Source organism: Lysinibacillus fusiformis (assembly GCF_016925635.1).
Taxonomy (GTDB): Bacteria; Bacillota; Bacilli; order Bacillales_A; family Planococcaceae; genus Lysinibacillus; species Lysinibacillus fusiformis_F.
Genome location: NZ_CP070490.1, coordinates 2591755 through 2608172, shown reverse-complemented (window position 1 = coordinate 2608172; position 16418 = coordinate 2591755). Strand labels below are relative to the sequence as shown.

The window sequence follows — 16418 nt, the reverse complement described above, 5'->3', positions numbered from 1 at the left end:
AAGTAGTAAGTTCAAGTTAACATTCCATTTTTACCAGTTTAACTTTATTCAGTGGTACCCCTTCCATTTATAGTGAGTATCTACTGAAGAAAGTTAAAAAGCTTTAAAAGTAAGTTGAAATTAGGGGGACAAGAGAATGAAGATTTTTACGGATAGTGGATGTGATCTACCAAAATCTTACTATGAAGAAAATGATGTCGTGCTACTCCCTTTACGAGTGCAATTGAACAACAAAGAATATGAAGATGTGATTGCAATTGATTCCAAAGAGATCTATGATGCAATACGCAAAGGTGCTCAGCCAAAAACATCACAAGTGTCACCTGAGCTCTTTTTGAAGCATTTTGAGGAGCTAGCCAAAAATGATGAAGAAGGTATTTATATCGCGTTTTCATCAGAATTATCAGGCACATATAGTACTGCTCAAATGATTCGCAATCAGGTACTTGAGCAGTATCCTTCCTTAAAACTAGCCATTATCGACTCAAAATGCGCATCACTAGGACATGGCCTTGTCGTGGAAGAAGCTGTACGACTGCGAAATATAGGAGTATCCTTAGAAGATATGGCCTCTAAAATAAATACCCTTGCACCTCAGGTCGAGCATTTATTTACAGTAGAAGACTTAGATTACCTTGCAAAAGGTGGTCGAGTATCAAAAGCCAGTGCATTTTTAGGCGGCCTTCTTAGTATTAAGCCTATTTTAAATGTAGAAGATGGCAAACTTGTACCGATTGAAAAGTCGCGCGGTCGAAAAAAGGCACTTAATCGTATGTTAGATTTAATGCAGGAGCGTGGCGGCAGCTTTACAAATAAAATCATAGGTATTAGCCATAGTGATGATGCTGCCTTTGCAAATGAAGCAAAAGCCTCTATCCAGGAGCGTTTTTCACCTCAAGCTGTGCAAATTACTATGATTGGCTCCGCAATTGGTTCACATGTAGGACCAGGGACTATTGCGATTTTCTTCACAAATAAAAGCTTTGAAGGCTAATAAAAAGCATGCTAGGATGGCTCCTAGCATGCTTTTTTCGTTGTGCTATTATTGTTGGACGTCTTGCTCCTGACGGCGAACTTTTCCTCGTTTAATGATGATGACTACAAAACCAATAAAGATCAACCATACTAAGCCTAAAGCCACCATATAGGGCGTGTTTAAGCCTTCATCATTGCGAACCTGATAAATCTCGACCATTTCTCGATCTAAAATAACAGGATAAACTTCTTTTTCATTTATACGAACTTTTTCCTCATGTAAAATCCCGTTCAACATTTTCCCTTCACCAAGTTGTTCAGGCGTTAAGTCGACGCGTTGTGTTTTACCAGTATTATTAACCATGATTACCCACTTTTCTTCATCAGAAGTACGTGTAAAGACAAGAAGGCCATTTTCATTTGTAATGACTTCAAAATCACCATTACGCAAAGTAGCTGATTGATTACGTAAAGATTGAACATTTTTAATATAATCAATCAGTTCTTCATCTGTTTTAAAGTTGTAAAACTGGTGTGTATCTGGTTTGGCTTCCCCATTCATAGCAATTTCGGTACCATATTGTACGACAGGAATTCCTGGTAGCATAAATAATGCACCCATCGCCATTTTTAAGCGTGTAGGTGGGAACATATTTTCATTAGCAGAGTCGAATGTAAAACGATGAGTTTCAAGCGAATCCACCATAATTTGTGTCGGTTTTTCTCCTGTAAAAGGTTCCATTAATTTAGAGGAATCCATATCCACGTTTTTAAACATATTACGATAGATATCTGCCGTTACAGGTGAGAAAGTTGCATCAAAGTCAGCATCACTTTCTTCATTAGCAATGACATAAAGGGACGATTTTGTCTCTTTTAATGCGGCTATCATTGCATTGATAAACGCTGTATCAGCCCCTGCAATATTTGTTAAACGAATACCACCGATGTCATATGTAGAAACAAATTCAGTTACTGCTTGAATAAGTGCCTCTTGCACATCTTTATTCGCTAAATCCCACTGTACTTGTCCATTATTCGTAGATGCAACCCAATCTGCTTTTGAAGCATCCTTTGCCCACTCATGATTTGGACTCACATTTGTAAGTGGAAAATCAACCATAATAGACATATTTTTAGCTTTATAGGCCTCTACAATACTTTGGAATTCTTCCGTTGTTCCAAAATGACGTTCGATTGTAGTATAGCTTGTTGGCATTGAACCATCGTATTTCTCTGTAGAAAAAATAGGTCCAATGGAAACAATCGTATAGCCCATCTCACCGATAAATTTCAGTTTATCCTGTAAACCTGTAAAATCGCCTCCCGCAAATTTCGAAGGGTCCTGCGTATTTGTATCAAAATCGTTTGTGCCCGAGCCATTAAAGAAACGGTCAACGAGTAAATCATAGATGCTCTCTTCTGCTATCGTTCTAGTCGCTGATTCATCCGCATGGGCTACTGGTATAGTAGTTACGAATGAAGTTGCTAATAAAAGTGATGCAGCCGTTGCACTTATCCACTTCTTAAATTTCACTGTTATTCCCTCTCTTTCAAACCAATCATCGTCATTTTACCAAATAACTCAGTCACGTCGCTATCTTTTCCAAAGATTTTGCGAAAATGCGAAATGAATTACGGCAAAAAGGTGTCAATTACGTCTTCATTTTCGGTTACAAAATAAAAGCCGTGAAGCAACTACTACTTCACGACTTTTAAATCATTATGCTAAGAAATCTTGACCCATTGGTAGTTTAAATCCTAGGAACAAAGTGATTAATAAGAATACTGCAAATAAAATCCAAAACATACCTGTTGGTTTATTTTTCTTTTGGCGCACTAATACCATTTCCATCATACCAATTACAAGTATGCCACCTAAGAATTTAAAACCGTAAAGCATACCTTGACCATAGTCCATTGCCTCGATAAATAATGCTCCACCTGTGATGATTATTAATACATAAAACAGACGTAATGTCATATGTAAGCCTTTTGATTGCTTGCCCATTAGTGCCGCAATTAAAAAGATAACAATAGCCACTACCCACGTAGTAATATGCAAATGCGTTTGGCTAGTTAAAAAACTCATGTTTGTCCCACCTCATTCTTTTTCTATCAAACTCTATCCTACCATGCGATGGAAAGGGTTTCAAATATTACAATAGTGTTCACATAATTTACATCAATTAAGATTCTACATCGTTAGATCTAACAGCTTTAACTTCTGTTACCTTCCCTTAAAGAAGTAAAAAATCCGCGGAGTATGGACTCCCGCGGATTGATATCATCATTATTCAAAATGGTTGACTAATGTACCGATTCCTTGAATGGATACTTTTACTGTATCTCCAGCTTTTAAGAATTGTGGCGGGTTCATACCTTTGCCAACTCCTGCTGGCGTACCTGTTAAAATAACATCTCCTGGCTCTAATGTCACATGCTTTGATAGGATGGATACTAGTGTTTCAACAGTGAACATCATATCTTTCGTAGAGCCGTTTTGACGTACTTCATCATTAACCTTTGTAACAACTGTTAAGTCTTGTGGATTTGGAATTTCATCCTTTGTCACAAGGTATGGTCCAAGAGGGCAAGTACCGTCTAAGCTTTTACCCAAGAAGAATTGTTTATGATTCTCTTGTAAATCACGAGCTGTTACATCATTGGCAATTGTGTAGCCAAATACATAATCAAATGCTAAATTTTTAGGAATGTTTTTGCCACGTTTCCCAATAACGATAGCTAGCTCACCTTCATAATCCATTTTTGAAGAAAGATCAGCATGAATAGAAATTGTTTGTCCATCAGCGGCAATTGCAGTTGGTGATTTTGTAAATACCATTAAATCCGTTGGTGCTGCTTCTGCACCCATTTCCTTCGCATGTTCATCATAGTTTTTACCAATACACATAATATTTTTAGGTGTACGTGGAATTGGTGAAAGCCATTCGATCTCTGTAAATTCACGTTTAAAACTACTAGCATTACCTGATTTTTCTGCTGCTTCTACTAATTTACGAATCTGTTCCACAAAATCAAAGCCTAAAGCAATGCCATCCACGATTGAACTTGAAAAAGAAGGGAGAACTTGAAGTTCATTTTGAATAGCGAGTACGTCCCATACCGCTTCTTCTTTTTTTACTTTTGGTCCAAAGCTTACATGTCCACCTAATTTGAATGATAAAATTTTCATGATTGAAAGAGCTCCTTCTTTTTTCTACATAATACAACAATATGATAGAAATTACCTCATTTTTGCGACAACATTTTTATAAGTTGTTATATCTTAATAAAATATGCATGTGAGGAGGAATATATTAACGTACTTCCACCTTTTGCTTATAGGTTAATTTACGCCATATTGCCTCTAACGGCCCTTGTTTCCACTTAGATAGCCAAATTTCTGCTATGATCATTTGTACAACAATTATGCCAATAGCAATTAATACCCCAGTTTCCACACTTACTTTGCCATACCAGCCAAAACCAAATTGATAGAATAAACAAGTGCCTATAATCGATTGAAGGATATACATCGTTAATGACATGCGCCCAATTTTAGCAAAAGGACTAAGTAGCTTTGGCACAATTGGCATTAAGCAAAGTAACACAATAACCCCGATATAGCCCACCGATAGCATTGGACCCCCTATGTATACCTTTAAATAATCTAGTAAATAAGTTCTTGTAAACATAATAGATAAGCTTTTCATACCAATTCCGATGACCAATCCGGCAATTGCTAATGTCAGCCATAACCACTTCAATTCTTTAGCTCGTTCTACTAAACGCCATTTAGAGGCAGCGGCACCTATTAACATATACGGTAAAATGGTGAACAGTGCGACAAACCACATCTCGATGCCTGCCTGCGTCGATAAATCTGTTAAGCGTTGCATAAAGGCATCTACCCAGTCTCCTGTCCCATAAGCCGTGATGGCCTTCTCTACTGATACGATATCTAAGTAGTCATCTACTTTTGTATTAAAATTAACAATCCCTACCACAAAGAGCATAAAAACTTGCATCAAGCCATTAATGATCAAAGCACTAGCTAATAGCCAGATAGGACTCAAACGTAGTAAAAGCACTAAAAAAACGCCACAAAATGCATACATCATTAATATGTCGCCCCACCAAATTAGCACAGCATGGACAAAACCAAAGGCAAAAAGGATGGACAGTCTACGAAGCCCTAGCGTATAAAAGTTTTGTTCACGACTCTGAGCCTTCTGCCACTGCATAGCCAGTCCATAACCAAATAGCATGGCAAAGAGCGGGTAAAAGCTACCTTGCACATAAATATCTATATTTTTCTGCCACACAATATCCGATGGGGTTGTAAACCATGATGCCAAATCAATATGCGGCATTGGCAAATAAAAGGTATACATATTTACAAGTAAGATACCTACTAAACTAATACCTCGTAAAATATCTAATGTTGCCATTCGTTCCTGCAACATTGTCGGTTTTAATTCCACAAAATAGCCTCCTCTTGACTAGTAGCTATGGTGAAAGCAGGACAAATAAGCCCTACTTTTCCCATAACAAGCTCTTTATGCCTGTATGATCTGTTCATTATCGAATAAATATAATACTTTATCGCTCACCTTGATGTGTAAAATGGATTCAATGGCTTCACTATAAACACGAAGCTGTACGGCATAACGACCTAGTATTTCTTTTGACAGGGCAGGCTCCTGCGCAAAATGAGATTGTATACGATCCGTTTTATAATCCAACAAGACCCAATTACCGTATTCATCCTCAAATAAGCAGTCAATAATCCCTTGCACAATTTGAGCATCGCCATCTTCATCGATTCTACTAATGGTAAATGGCATTTCCCTACGTATTTGACTCGCCCGTTGAAAGCGTTGCCCTATTTCTGTCTCAAAGAAATGATAAATCTTCGCTTGTGGAACCACCATACCCTCTGCCTCTGTTAAAAGCTGCCTTGCGACTAAATCCTCTACAAAGCCCTTTACATCATTGATATGACCAAAACCAAACTGAGGGACATGCTGCATCACTGTGTGCACAGCGGTACCAATTTCAGCACCTGTTAACTGTTGTTCCTGTAAAAAAGCTGGTCGAGGTGCAATGGATGAAGCCTTTTGCTTGGTAGGAGAGGCAAAATAAAATTCGGGTTCCTCCTGACGCTGTAGATTTTCTAATCGCTTTATTTCACTAACAGATGTTTTAGAGCGCTTTCTTGTTGATTTTTGATAGGCATACTGTGCTTGAAAGCGGGTCGTGATTTCAGCCAGCAAGTCCTCATCCTCTGGCATCGCAAGCGCTTGCTGTACTTCGTCGCCCATCGCCTGTAACTCATACGAGTAATGCTTTGTATCGATGGCTTGAACCCACCAATGTGATGGATCCTCTAATTTCTTATAAGAATTGGTTGCTACTGCTGCAAAGTCCGCATGCCTTGCCACTGCTGGGCCTATCCAGTCCAAATAGCTATTAGCTCTAGCACGTAAATAGTCTTGAAGCGGTGCATCCAACGGCAAACTTTGTGCGTCCTGCCAGTTGTCGCGTGTTTTCTCCCAGTTCTTCACTGAGCCTACTAAAATCAAACGCTCTTTCGCACGAGTCATCGCAACATATAAGACACGCATTTCTTCTGCGCGCATCTCTAATTCTTTTTTCTCCTTCAATGCTAAAAACGGTAACGATGTATAGGTGATACGATTTTCGGGATCAATGGCCTTAACAGCTAGTCCAAAATCTTGATCGAATAAATAAGGTTGATGAAAATCCATTTTATTAAACGGACGTCCCATTCCTGCAACAAAGACGACTGGATATTCTAATCCCTTGGAAGAGTGAATTGTCACCAGGCGCACCACATCGTCCTTTTCGCCAATTGATTTGGCAGTGCCTAAATCATCACCACGCGTACGCATACGATCAATAAAACGTAAAAAACGGAATAGTCCACGAAATGCCGTTTTTTCATACATTAACGCACGATCATGTAAAACGCGTAAATTTGCCTGACGCTGTTTGCCATTCGGCATTGCCCCAACCATTTCATAATAATGTGTATCTAGATAAATTTTCCAAATTAAATCTGACAATGATCCACGACGTGCTAAATCTCGCCAATTTTCAAAGGCTAGCATAAAGCGTTGCAGCTTCTCAAATGTAGTGGTTTGCACACCATGTCCTTCACTGCGAATAAATTGTCGTAAAGCATCATAAAAAGGTACCTTTTGATCGGCTAAACGGATTTTCGCCAGCTCATTTTCCGTTAAACCAACAAATGGTGCGCGCAGTACAGAAGCTAATGGGATATCCTGATAGGGATTATCGACTACCTTCAGAACATTTAACATTATCATTACTTCGAGTGCATCAAAATAGCCTTTAGACGATTCTGCATAGAGTGGAATCCCTGCCAGCTTAAATTCCTCCACTAAATCTGTCGACCATGTCATCGAACGCATTAAAATCACAATATCACTATACTTTAATGGTCGCTCTGTTTTTATTTTCGTATCATAAACAGTTGTTCCATCTTCCATCATCTGACGGATACGATCGATAATAAAGCGTGCCTCATATTGTGATTTTTTTAATTCCTCTAGCTCAGCAGCCTCGTTGTTTATTTCTTCCAGTTCTTCTGTTGTTTCCTCTTCCGGTGGTGGATGCATTACGACTAGCTCAACAGGTATTTCTTTATCATCATAAGGCGCAGCGGGCTTTAATGATGCATTGTCGTCATAAAGAATTTCACCAACACGCTCGCCCATAATTTGTGCAAAAACGTAGTTTGTCGCATTCAACACTTCTTTTCGACTACGGAAGTTAGCATTTAAATCAATTCGCATCCCCGTTACCTCAGGTGTCTCCACATACTCACTATATTTTCGCATAAAGAGCTTTGGTTCAGCTAATCGGAAACGGTAAATACTTTGTTTTACGTCCCCAACCATAAAAAGGTTGCCATCCTGTTCTTCACCTGTTTTGACAAGTTGTAAGATGGTTTCCTGTAGCATATTGGTATCCTGGTATTCGTCCACCAGTACTTCTTTAAAGCGTTTTTTCATATCTAGTGCAACTGGTGACGGCTGAAGCTCGCCATCTACCTCTACCGTTAAAATTTGAAGTGCATAATGCTCCAAATCTGAAAAGTCAATGATTCCACGTTCTAGCTTGGCTAGTCGGAATTGTTCACTAAAAGTAGTGGTCAATTCCACTAACGTAGCAATCGTCGGTGCCATTAATCTTATTTCCTCAAGTAGGCGTGCAGGCGTACGAACAAAAAACGCCTCTTTGATTTTATTCATCATTTTTTTGGCTGCTTCTCGTTTTTTCTTCGCCAGCTCTTGTAGCTCTACATCTACTAATGCATCCTTTGATACTCGTTTTAATGTAGACCATTTGACCGTTGCAAAATAATCAAATAGCTCCTGCCATGTACCGCTTTGACTAATGCGAATCCCTTCCTGAATCATAGCAAAATCAATTTCTGCCGTTTCAGCATAGGGGGCAGGTCCGTCTGACTGTAATGTAATCGCCCGCATTTCTGAAATTAATACAAACGCCTCTTCCAGACTATGGCGTACGGTCAATTTGACGTATTGAGATAGCTCTAAATCATCAATCGTCACTTCATCAGCTAAATCATATGCTTGTGGAAGGCTCCATAGCCATTTTTGAGGTTCTGCATGTACACGAGAAGTATCATAAAGTTTACTAATCAGCGTTTCGATGGCTTGATCATCACGATCTGAGGTAAAGCTATCAACAAGACGATAAATAGCCTGTACGCGAGCCTCATCCTCAGAATCGTAGGCATCTTCTAGAACTTCTGCTAAAACATCATCTCTCAATAATGCTATTTCTGCTTCATTGGCAATACGAAAGCCTGGATCTATCTCAAGTAAGTATGCGTATTGCTTAACAATGGCTAAACAGAAGGAATGCAGGGTGGAAATTTGTGCTTTATTCACAAGACTAAGCTGCCGTCTTAAATGATTAGATGTTGGATTTTCTGCTATCGCCTTTTCTAATGCCTCAGACATACGATGGCGCATTTCAGCGGCTGAAGCATTCGTAAAGGTCACTACCAATAGTTCATCTACATTGATGGGATTTTCAGTAGCAATGACTTTTTCAATCATACGATTAATCAGGACTGCTGTTTTCCCAGACCCTGCCGCAGCCGATACAAGTGTATCTTGACCGCTAGCATAAATCGCCTTCCACTGATCGTCTGTCCATGTGACATCTGCTGGCTTAATAGGAATTGTTTGTACCATGCTATTCTACCTCCTTCCGAATTTTATCAACAATATCATTCGGCTTTGCTTGCATCAATTGACGATAGCTTTGTTTACCATCAGATGGATCAAATTGGCAAACTGCAGCAAATTGACAATAATCACATGCCGTTTTGGCTTTCAATTTATAGGGGCTAATGGCGGTATCACCAGATAAGATACCATTCCCTGCCTCCTGATGTTTACGACGAACGAAATGCTGTAACTTTTTCATATCATTGACAGGAACTATGCGGGATTGTGATTCAGAAGGTGTTCCATCTTTTTTCATATAGACAGGAATGATTTTTGAATGCCCGCTACTTTCCTCCAATTGTTCGTCCATCGATAATATCGCCTCAGCGTTTTCAGACAGTAAACCTTTCATTTTATACTGCTTTAAACGATCCTCTTCTATTTCACTGTCCGTCAAATCCTTATCCAGCTTTAGCATCGGATTATGGACATGGACATACAGTACCCCTGCTGGCTCTGCCTCACCTGATAGCCAGTAAGAGCTATTTTCCATTGCCACATCTAAATACGTTAGGACCTGTAAGGATAATCCGTAATAAACCTCATTTAAATCAAGGTCACGAGCTGAGGATTTATAGTCAACAATCCGCAAATAAGAGCGGTCATCTATCGTTGCACTATCCACTCTATCAATACGCCCACGCATAAACATTTTCTTGCCACCAGTCAAATCAATCTCTAGTGGTGGTAGCTGTTCATGTTGTCCAGGACCAAATGATGCCTCAATCGCAATTGGTTTGAAGTGAGATACATTAGCATGCCGTGTCAATGCCGTCATTGTGCGCTCGACAATTCGAATAAGCTTACGCTGAATATAGCGATAACGGGCACTAGATAATAGGATTTGATGGGAAAAGACTGGTACAATTTGTTCTACTGCTTGACGTGCTAATTGTTTAATTTGCTTTGTTGTTAAACGAATCCATGATAATTGCTGACGATGTGTTTCCTCTGTAATCCACTTTAACGCCTCATGGAATAAGTCACCCATTGCAAAGGTTTCTAGACGATACTCAGCACGTTCTTCTAGACGTAGACCGTATGTAGTGAAATGAGAAAAAGGACATCTGAAGTATTTCTCAATTCGCGACACACTGGATGTTAGCTTCTGACCATATAATTCCTGTGTAATATAGGTTTCAAGTGGTTCAGCCTCATTTTTATGGGTAATTGGATAAAGGACACGGTCGAAAATGAGCGCCCAATATGGATCTTGTTTATAAAATCTTTGTAAAGCTAGCCATTCTGGAGCTAGTTCACGGCTATGTTCAGCTTGACGTATCTGCACCATCAGATGTGCTAATGCGGTACGTGGATGGCGTAAATATGGCAAAACATCTCCGTCTAGTAATTCAATCGGATCGATTACCACTCGTTCTATGGAAACATCACTTAATAAACCCGTCTTTTTGTCATTCCCTATTATTTTCTTAATATAAAGTGAGGATAGCAGTGCCTTGCCTTCCTCATCCGCCGTAGGGTACGTCATATACAATTTGTTAGATGGCGTTGTAATAGCGCGATAGAACAAGAAATTTTCCTGTAATAAACGATTAGTAGAGGTAGGGGCAAGCTCATAGCCAATTTGACTAAACCATTCACGCTCGATATCTGACAACAAGCCTTCATACTCCATACGAGTTGGATAAACACCATCATTCATCCCTATTACAAAGGCAACTTTGATATTGGATAAACGGGCTAAATCAACAGTAGCCACCATTACCTCATCAAGGGTTGGCGGAATTCTTGAAAATTCTAATGTATCAAAACCTTCATCAAGAATTTTGGCTGCTTCCTCTACAGTCATCTCCTGCTCACCAAACATATAAACGAATTGATCAAGAACAGCAACCCATTCATTCCAAGCTTGTTCATGTTCACTTGCTGCTAATGCGTCACCCCGCTCTAGCTCACGATCTTTCATTGCTTGCAGTTTATCATATACCTGTAATGACTCTATTAGCTCAAATAAAGCAGTCGCCATATCTCTGCCATTCTTCGCGCTATCAAGCTTGTCTTGTAAAAGTTTTAGAGGTTGGCGAATTTCATCTCGAATGGCCTCGATTTCTGCCTGCATTGCACGCTCTTCGTCTGTTTGTACACGCGAATGGAATTCTAGACCTCGATATTTTTTATAAAACCAACGTGCCTCCTCAAACCATCGTTCACCATAGATGCCTTGTGCCAAGCAATAATTTTCTAATCGATCTGCTCGCTCACGCCAAATCGTTAGCTCCGCTTGTAAAGGGAAAAACAAATCTGTTTTCACACTACGAAAAACAGGTTCATATTTCCAGTTCGAGGTCATAACCTCCAAGGCTGAGCGACTTAGCTCTATTAATGGATGATGTAACATCGTCTTTTTTGTATTTGTAAAAATAGGAATTTCATATTGTTGGAAAATACTTGTAATAAGTGGATCATAGAGATCTGCTTGTCTATACAAAAGTACGATATCCTGATAGCGAAAACCGTCTTCCCTTGTCAGTTTTGTTATTTCCCGGGCAATCGCATGTACCTCTGCTCGACGATTTGATGCTTCAAGCACGATTACATCTCCAGAAGTTTTTTTCGTTTGAGGCTCCAAATCAGCAAACTTTGCCTCCACATGCTGTAAATCTTCAGAATGAAATCTTTTAGTATTATAAAAATGGTAGGGTAATTCAACATCAATGCCCTCTTCTTTTGCGATATCATGAAGTCGTTGATTCGTTAAAGCTGCTTCATGGAATAGAGCTTGTTCATCAAAGGCCTCATCTATATGATCAAACGGAAGAACAACGGTTACTTGCTGTGTTACCTTTAACAACTCACGAACCAGTTCTAACTCTCGCACAGTGAAAGCAGTGAATCCATCAATATAAATGGTCGCTTGCTTCATCGTTTCAGCATACTTCAATTGCTCCGTTAAAATCGGATAATAGCCCTCGCTGTCAACATATGTCGTACCCAGTCGTTCCTCTAATGCCTGTAAAACGACATGTAAATCATTCGCTTTCGCCTGCAAGGTATTAGGTGCATCGATCGCCTTCAAAGATTCCGTTACCTCTGCCAAGACTGAGCTATTGACGCTATAGCGACTAAATTCTTTTAAAAGGGTTTCAATCTCCTCCGTAAAGCCACGTTTTCCTGCTGCTTGTCGAAATAAGGAAAACTCACTTTTTTGTTCCTCCAAAAGTTTACGAATAAGCATTCGATAACCATAGCCATTCACTTCTTTACGAGCAATACCACCTGTTTCCTGTAACACCAACCATGCTAAACGTTTAAACGTCATCACCTGTGCTCGAATCAAGCCCTGTAAACCATGCTTATTCGTCAGCTCATATTCCGTAGAATAAGACATCTGGTCAGGCACAATAATGAAAATCGGATGCCCCAATGGATCTGTCTTAAGCTGCTCAACAATTTCCTGATGAATAAATGCCGATTTCCCTGTTCCCGAACGTCCTGAAACAATACGCAATGCCATATGCTTTCCCCTCCTCATTAACTTGCTGTTTTCGGGTGACTCTTTTGATGAATTAATTATTTTGTACTCTTATTTGAGCGGTTTTTTTAATGGATTGATTTCTTCTTATCTGTTTTGGAGCGGCTTCTCCATCTCATTGAGCACTTCTCGCTCAATTTGGAGCGGCTTCTCTATACTATTGATCACTTCTCTCCTATTTTGGAGCGGCTTCTCTATACAATTGAGCACTTCTCATCTATTTTGGAGCGGCTACTTCATCAAATTGATCACTTCTCGCTTAATTTGGAGCGGCTTCTCTATACTATTGATCACTTCTCATTGATTTTGGAGCGGTTTCTCTATACAATTGAGCACTTCTCACCTAGTTTGGAGCGGTTTCTCTATACAATTGAGCACTTCTCACCTATTTTGGAGCAGCTACTTCATCAAATTGATCACTTCTCGCTTAATTTGGAGCGGTTTCTCTATACAATTGATCACTTCTCATTGATTTTGGAGCGGTTTCTCCAACTCATTGATCACTTCTCACCTATTTTAGAGCGGCTTCTCCATCTCATTGATCACTTCTCACCTATTTTAGAGTGGCTACTTCATCAAATTGATCACTTCTCGCTTAATTTGGAGCGGCTTCTCTATACTATTGAGCACTTCTCACCTATTTTGGAGCGGCTTCTCCATACTATTGATCACTTCTCTCCTATTTTGGAGCGGCTTCTCTATACCATTGATCACTTCTCACCTATTTTGGAGCAGCTACTTCATCAAATTGATCACTTCTCGCTTAATTTGGAGCGGTTTCTCTATACAATTGATCACTTCTCATTGATTTTGGAGCGGTTTCTCCAACTCATTGATCACTTCTCACCTATTTTAGAGCGGCTTCTCCATCTCATTGATCACTTCTCACTTATTTTGGAGCGGCTCCTTCACCTCATTGATCACTTCTCGCTTATTTTGGAGCGGCTTCTCCATACTATTGATCACTTCTCGCTTAATTTGGAGCGGCTTCTCTATACAATTGATCACTTCTCACCTATTTTAGAGCAGCTTCTCCATACTATTGATCACTTCTCACCTATTTTGGAGCAGTCCCCCAGCCCTCTAAAACAACATAAATCATCTATCTTAAATTCTATCGAAAAAAACTAGTAAATACTATCTATCAACCTTCACCTACCTATAAAAAGGTTACACAAAAAAGCAGCCTCTTCAGGTAATGAAAGAGGCTACAGATAATTTACTTAACTGGCATGGTGATCCTGCTTTTTCGTCAAATTTCGCGCTTGCTTTAAATCTCTTTCTACCCGGGCATTCAAACGCTTCTCTATCAACTTACCGACCCACCACAAAATAACAATGGCAACAGCTGCAATTATTAATCTGACTGGGCTTGTCAAGAGCGATTTTAAATCATAGCCCAATACACTCATGCCTAAAATCATGACAAACTTTCCTGCCAGTAAAACGATTAAATAAAACTTTTTATGGATATGTGACAACCCCGCTACAATATTGACAATAACAGATGGTGTAAAAGGGAAACAGAGGAGGACAAAAAGAGGGCTGATGCCATTCATATCCACCCATTTAATAAGCTTCTGTACTTTTTTACTACCTGTTAAAAATTGTAGCCTTGGATGCTTGCCAAAATGTCGTACAAGTAAGAAAACCGCATAGGAGCCAGCTACAGAGCCTAACCAAGATAATAAAAATCCTAACCATAAGCCAAATGCACTTGCATTCGCCACAACGAATACGACTAAAGGTAGGAATGGCAAAAATGCCTCTAAAAATGGTAGCAGTAAACCAATGATTGGGCCAAATGTTCGATACTGTGCCGCAACCTGTTCAATATTTTCTACAGTAAACCATTCACTCAACTTCGACACCTCTATTTATACTGTAAAATTAAATGAAAAATTGTTAGCCCTTCTGAAGTATTGCGATATTCATGGGGCTGATGCCCTGAGAATACTAGTGTATCCCCTTCATCCAGTAATTCATGCATGTCTCCAGCAGAAATCACTGCTTGTCCTTTGATGACCATTACAGTTTCCTCTACCCCTTCTGTATGGGCTTCACTCCTACTCACTGCTCCTGGCTCCATTTCAACCTTATAAAACTCCCAGCCTCGCTCTGGATTATAGGGAATAATGGAGTAGACACGATAGCGTCCCTCATCTTCATCGACATGTGGTACATCTTTACTGCTATAACGCATGTAATGAGCAGTTGGCGGCTGTAATAATGAAGAGAACGACATACGCATACCAGCAGCGATTTTCCAAATTGTTGAAACAGTCGGATTGGCCTCACCTTTTTCAATTTGTGCAAGCTGTGCTTTACTGACGCCAGTCGCTTTGGCCACATCATCGAGACTTAAATGACGTTGCTGTCTAATTTTCTTTAATTGAAATGCTAAATTTCGACTCATTTGTTCCATTTTTACTCACCATTTTCTATTGTTTATTTTATCAGACATATGTATACTTTAATAAACATCAAGAACTATCAAACAATTCCATCAATAGTATACATGGAAATTATCAAGAAAGGATGACCTATTTATGACAAGTACAACAGAGCTTCATCATGATGATACAACAAGCTCTTCCAACGACAGTTTTTTACAAGGCGTGAAAGATTGCGTACCTACATTACTCGGTTATATTAGTATAGGACTTGCATTTGGGGTTGTAGGTTCCGCTTCAGGGTTGTCTGTCCTTGAAATCGCACTATTAACGATACTGATTTACGCAGGCTCTGCACAATTTATTTTTTGTGCACTGCTTTTAACAAGTAGTCCTGCCTCTGCTATCATTGTAACCATTTTTGTGGTGAATCTACGCCATTTATTAATGAGTTTAACACTAGCACCTCATTTTACACGCTACTCTATGCTTAGAAATGTTGGCTTCGGAACATTATTAACGGATGAAACCTTTGGTGTAGCTGTAACAAAGCAAATGCAAACAGGTAAATTATACGGTAAATGGATGGATGGGTTAAATTTAACAGCCTACATCTTCTGGATTATTTCTTGTGTTACGGGTGCCTTTTTAGGACAGTGGGTAGCAAATCCTGAAAAATGGGGTTTAGATTTTGCCTTAATTGCCATGTTTGTTGCACTTTTAGTTTTGCAATTGAGCAGTGTTGGCAAAAGTAAAATCATGCATTATATCAAGTTAATCGGCTATATGGCGGTTATTATGTACGGTCTTTCTTATATAGTCCCTTCCCATGTGGCTGTGCTATTGGCAACCGTGATTGTCGCAACAATTGGGGTGGTGACAGATAAATGACGACAACTTCTTATATGGTCTGGCTTATAATCGGCTGTGCACTTGTAACATGGCTACCGCGTGTCATTCCATTTATCTTTGTACGCAGTGTAACACTCCCTGATGTTGTACTCAAATGGCTTAGTTTTATTCCTGTTTGTATATTAAGTGCTCTTGTCATTGAAAATTTAATAGATACTGAAAGTGGCAAAATAGTAACGCTTGATTGGCCAGTCTTTGTTACATTTGTTCCCACTCTAATTATTGCCCTTGTCACAAAAAGTTTATCCATTACAGTAGTTGCAGGCGTAATCATTATGGCAGCAGTACGATTTTTCATGTAAAAAGGTCAGTCCCATTGCTTGGACTGAC

Annotated in this window: 12 protein-coding genes; 4 read left to right on the top strand and 8 right to left on the bottom strand. The window is 39.4% G+C overall.

Annotation, left to right across the window (positions count from 1 at the left end):
- Positions 1 to 136: 136 nt before the first annotated feature.
- Positions 137 to 994 carry a DegV family protein gene (locus JTI58_RS12690; RefSeq protein ID WP_205441352.1) on the top strand — a complete coding sequence of 286 codons (858 nt, stop codon included), beginning with the start codon at positions 137 to 139 and terminating at the stop codon, positions 992 to 994.
- Between the two features lie 48 nt (positions 995 to 1042).
- On the opposite strand, the gene JTI58_RS12685 is transcribed toward JTI58_RS12690, so the two are convergent.
- The 6 genes from JTI58_RS12685 to addB all read right to left on the bottom strand — a co-directional run bounded on the left by JTI58_RS12685 (position 1043) and on the right by addB (position 12765).
- Positions 1043 to 2512, bottom strand: a complete 1470-nt coding sequence (locus JTI58_RS12685; RefSeq protein WP_205441350.1) for an alpha-amylase family glycosyl hydrolase — start codon at positions 2510 to 2512, stop codon at positions 1043 to 1045.
- A 186-nt stretch (positions 2513 to 2698) separates the two neighbouring features.
- A complete protein-coding gene (locus tag JTI58_RS12680; protein WP_205441348.1) occupies positions 2699 to 3067 on the bottom strand; it encodes a YisL family protein in 369 nt (122 codons plus the stop codon).
- Between the two features lie 201 nt (positions 3068 to 3268).
- A complete protein-coding gene (locus JTI58_RS12675; RefSeq protein WP_205441346.1) occupies positions 3269 to 4171 on the bottom strand; it encodes a fumarylacetoacetate hydrolase family protein in 903 nt (300 codons plus the stop codon).
- A gap of 124 nt (positions 4172 to 4295) precedes the next feature.
- Positions 4296 to 5462 carry a DUF418 domain-containing protein gene (locus JTI58_RS12670; protein ID WP_205441344.1) on the bottom strand — a complete coding sequence of 389 codons (1167 nt, stop codon included), beginning with the start codon at positions 5460 to 5462 and terminating at the stop codon, positions 4296 to 4298.
- A gap of 75 nt (positions 5463 to 5537) precedes the next feature.
- On the bottom strand, positions 5538 to 9254 hold the full coding sequence (gene addA / locus JTI58_RS12665; protein WP_205441342.1) for a helicase-exonuclease AddAB subunit AddA: 3717 nt from the start codon (positions 9252 to 9254) through the stop codon (positions 5538 to 5540).
- A 1-nt stretch (position 9255) separates the two neighbouring features.
- On the bottom strand, positions 9256 to 12765 hold the full coding sequence (addB, locus tag JTI58_RS12660) for a helicase-exonuclease AddAB subunit AddB (protein ID WP_205441340.1): 3510 nt from the start codon (positions 12763 to 12765) through the stop codon (positions 9256 to 9258).
- Positions 12766 to 12921: 156 nt separating this feature from the next.
- Here addB and JTI58_RS12655 point away from each other — a divergent pair, with 156 nt between their 5' ends.
- A complete protein-coding gene (locus JTI58_RS12655; RefSeq protein WP_205441338.1) occupies positions 12922 to 13914 on the top strand; it encodes a hypothetical protein in 993 nt (330 codons plus the stop codon).
- A 92-nt stretch (positions 13915 to 14006) separates the two neighbouring features.
- On the opposite strand, the gene JTI58_RS12650 is transcribed toward JTI58_RS12655, so the two are convergent.
- Both JTI58_RS12650 and JTI58_RS12645 read right to left on the bottom strand, forming a co-directional pair.
- Positions 14007 to 14645, bottom strand: a complete 639-nt coding sequence (locus JTI58_RS12650; RefSeq protein ID WP_081977475.1) for a TVP38/TMEM64 family protein — start codon at positions 14643 to 14645, stop codon at positions 14007 to 14009.
- An 11-nt stretch (positions 14646 to 14656) separates the two neighbouring features.
- A complete protein-coding gene (locus JTI58_RS12645; protein ID WP_048392043.1) occupies positions 14657 to 15208 on the bottom strand; it encodes a helix-turn-helix domain-containing protein in 552 nt (183 codons plus the stop codon).
- A gap of 124 nt (positions 15209 to 15332) precedes the next feature.
- Here JTI58_RS12645 and JTI58_RS12640 point away from each other — a divergent pair, with 124 nt between their 5' ends.
- A complete protein-coding gene (locus JTI58_RS12640) occupies positions 15333 to 16067 on the top strand; it encodes an AzlC family ABC transporter permease (protein ID WP_205441336.1) in 735 nt (244 codons plus the stop codon).
- Positions 16064 to 16390, top strand: a complete 327-nt coding sequence (locus JTI58_RS12635) for an AzlD domain-containing protein (RefSeq protein WP_205441334.1) — start codon at positions 16064 to 16066, stop codon at positions 16388 to 16390. The genes JTI58_RS12640 and JTI58_RS12635 overlap by 4 nt, the downstream gene beginning before the upstream one ends.
- Positions 16391 to 16418: the final 28 nt, after the last annotated feature.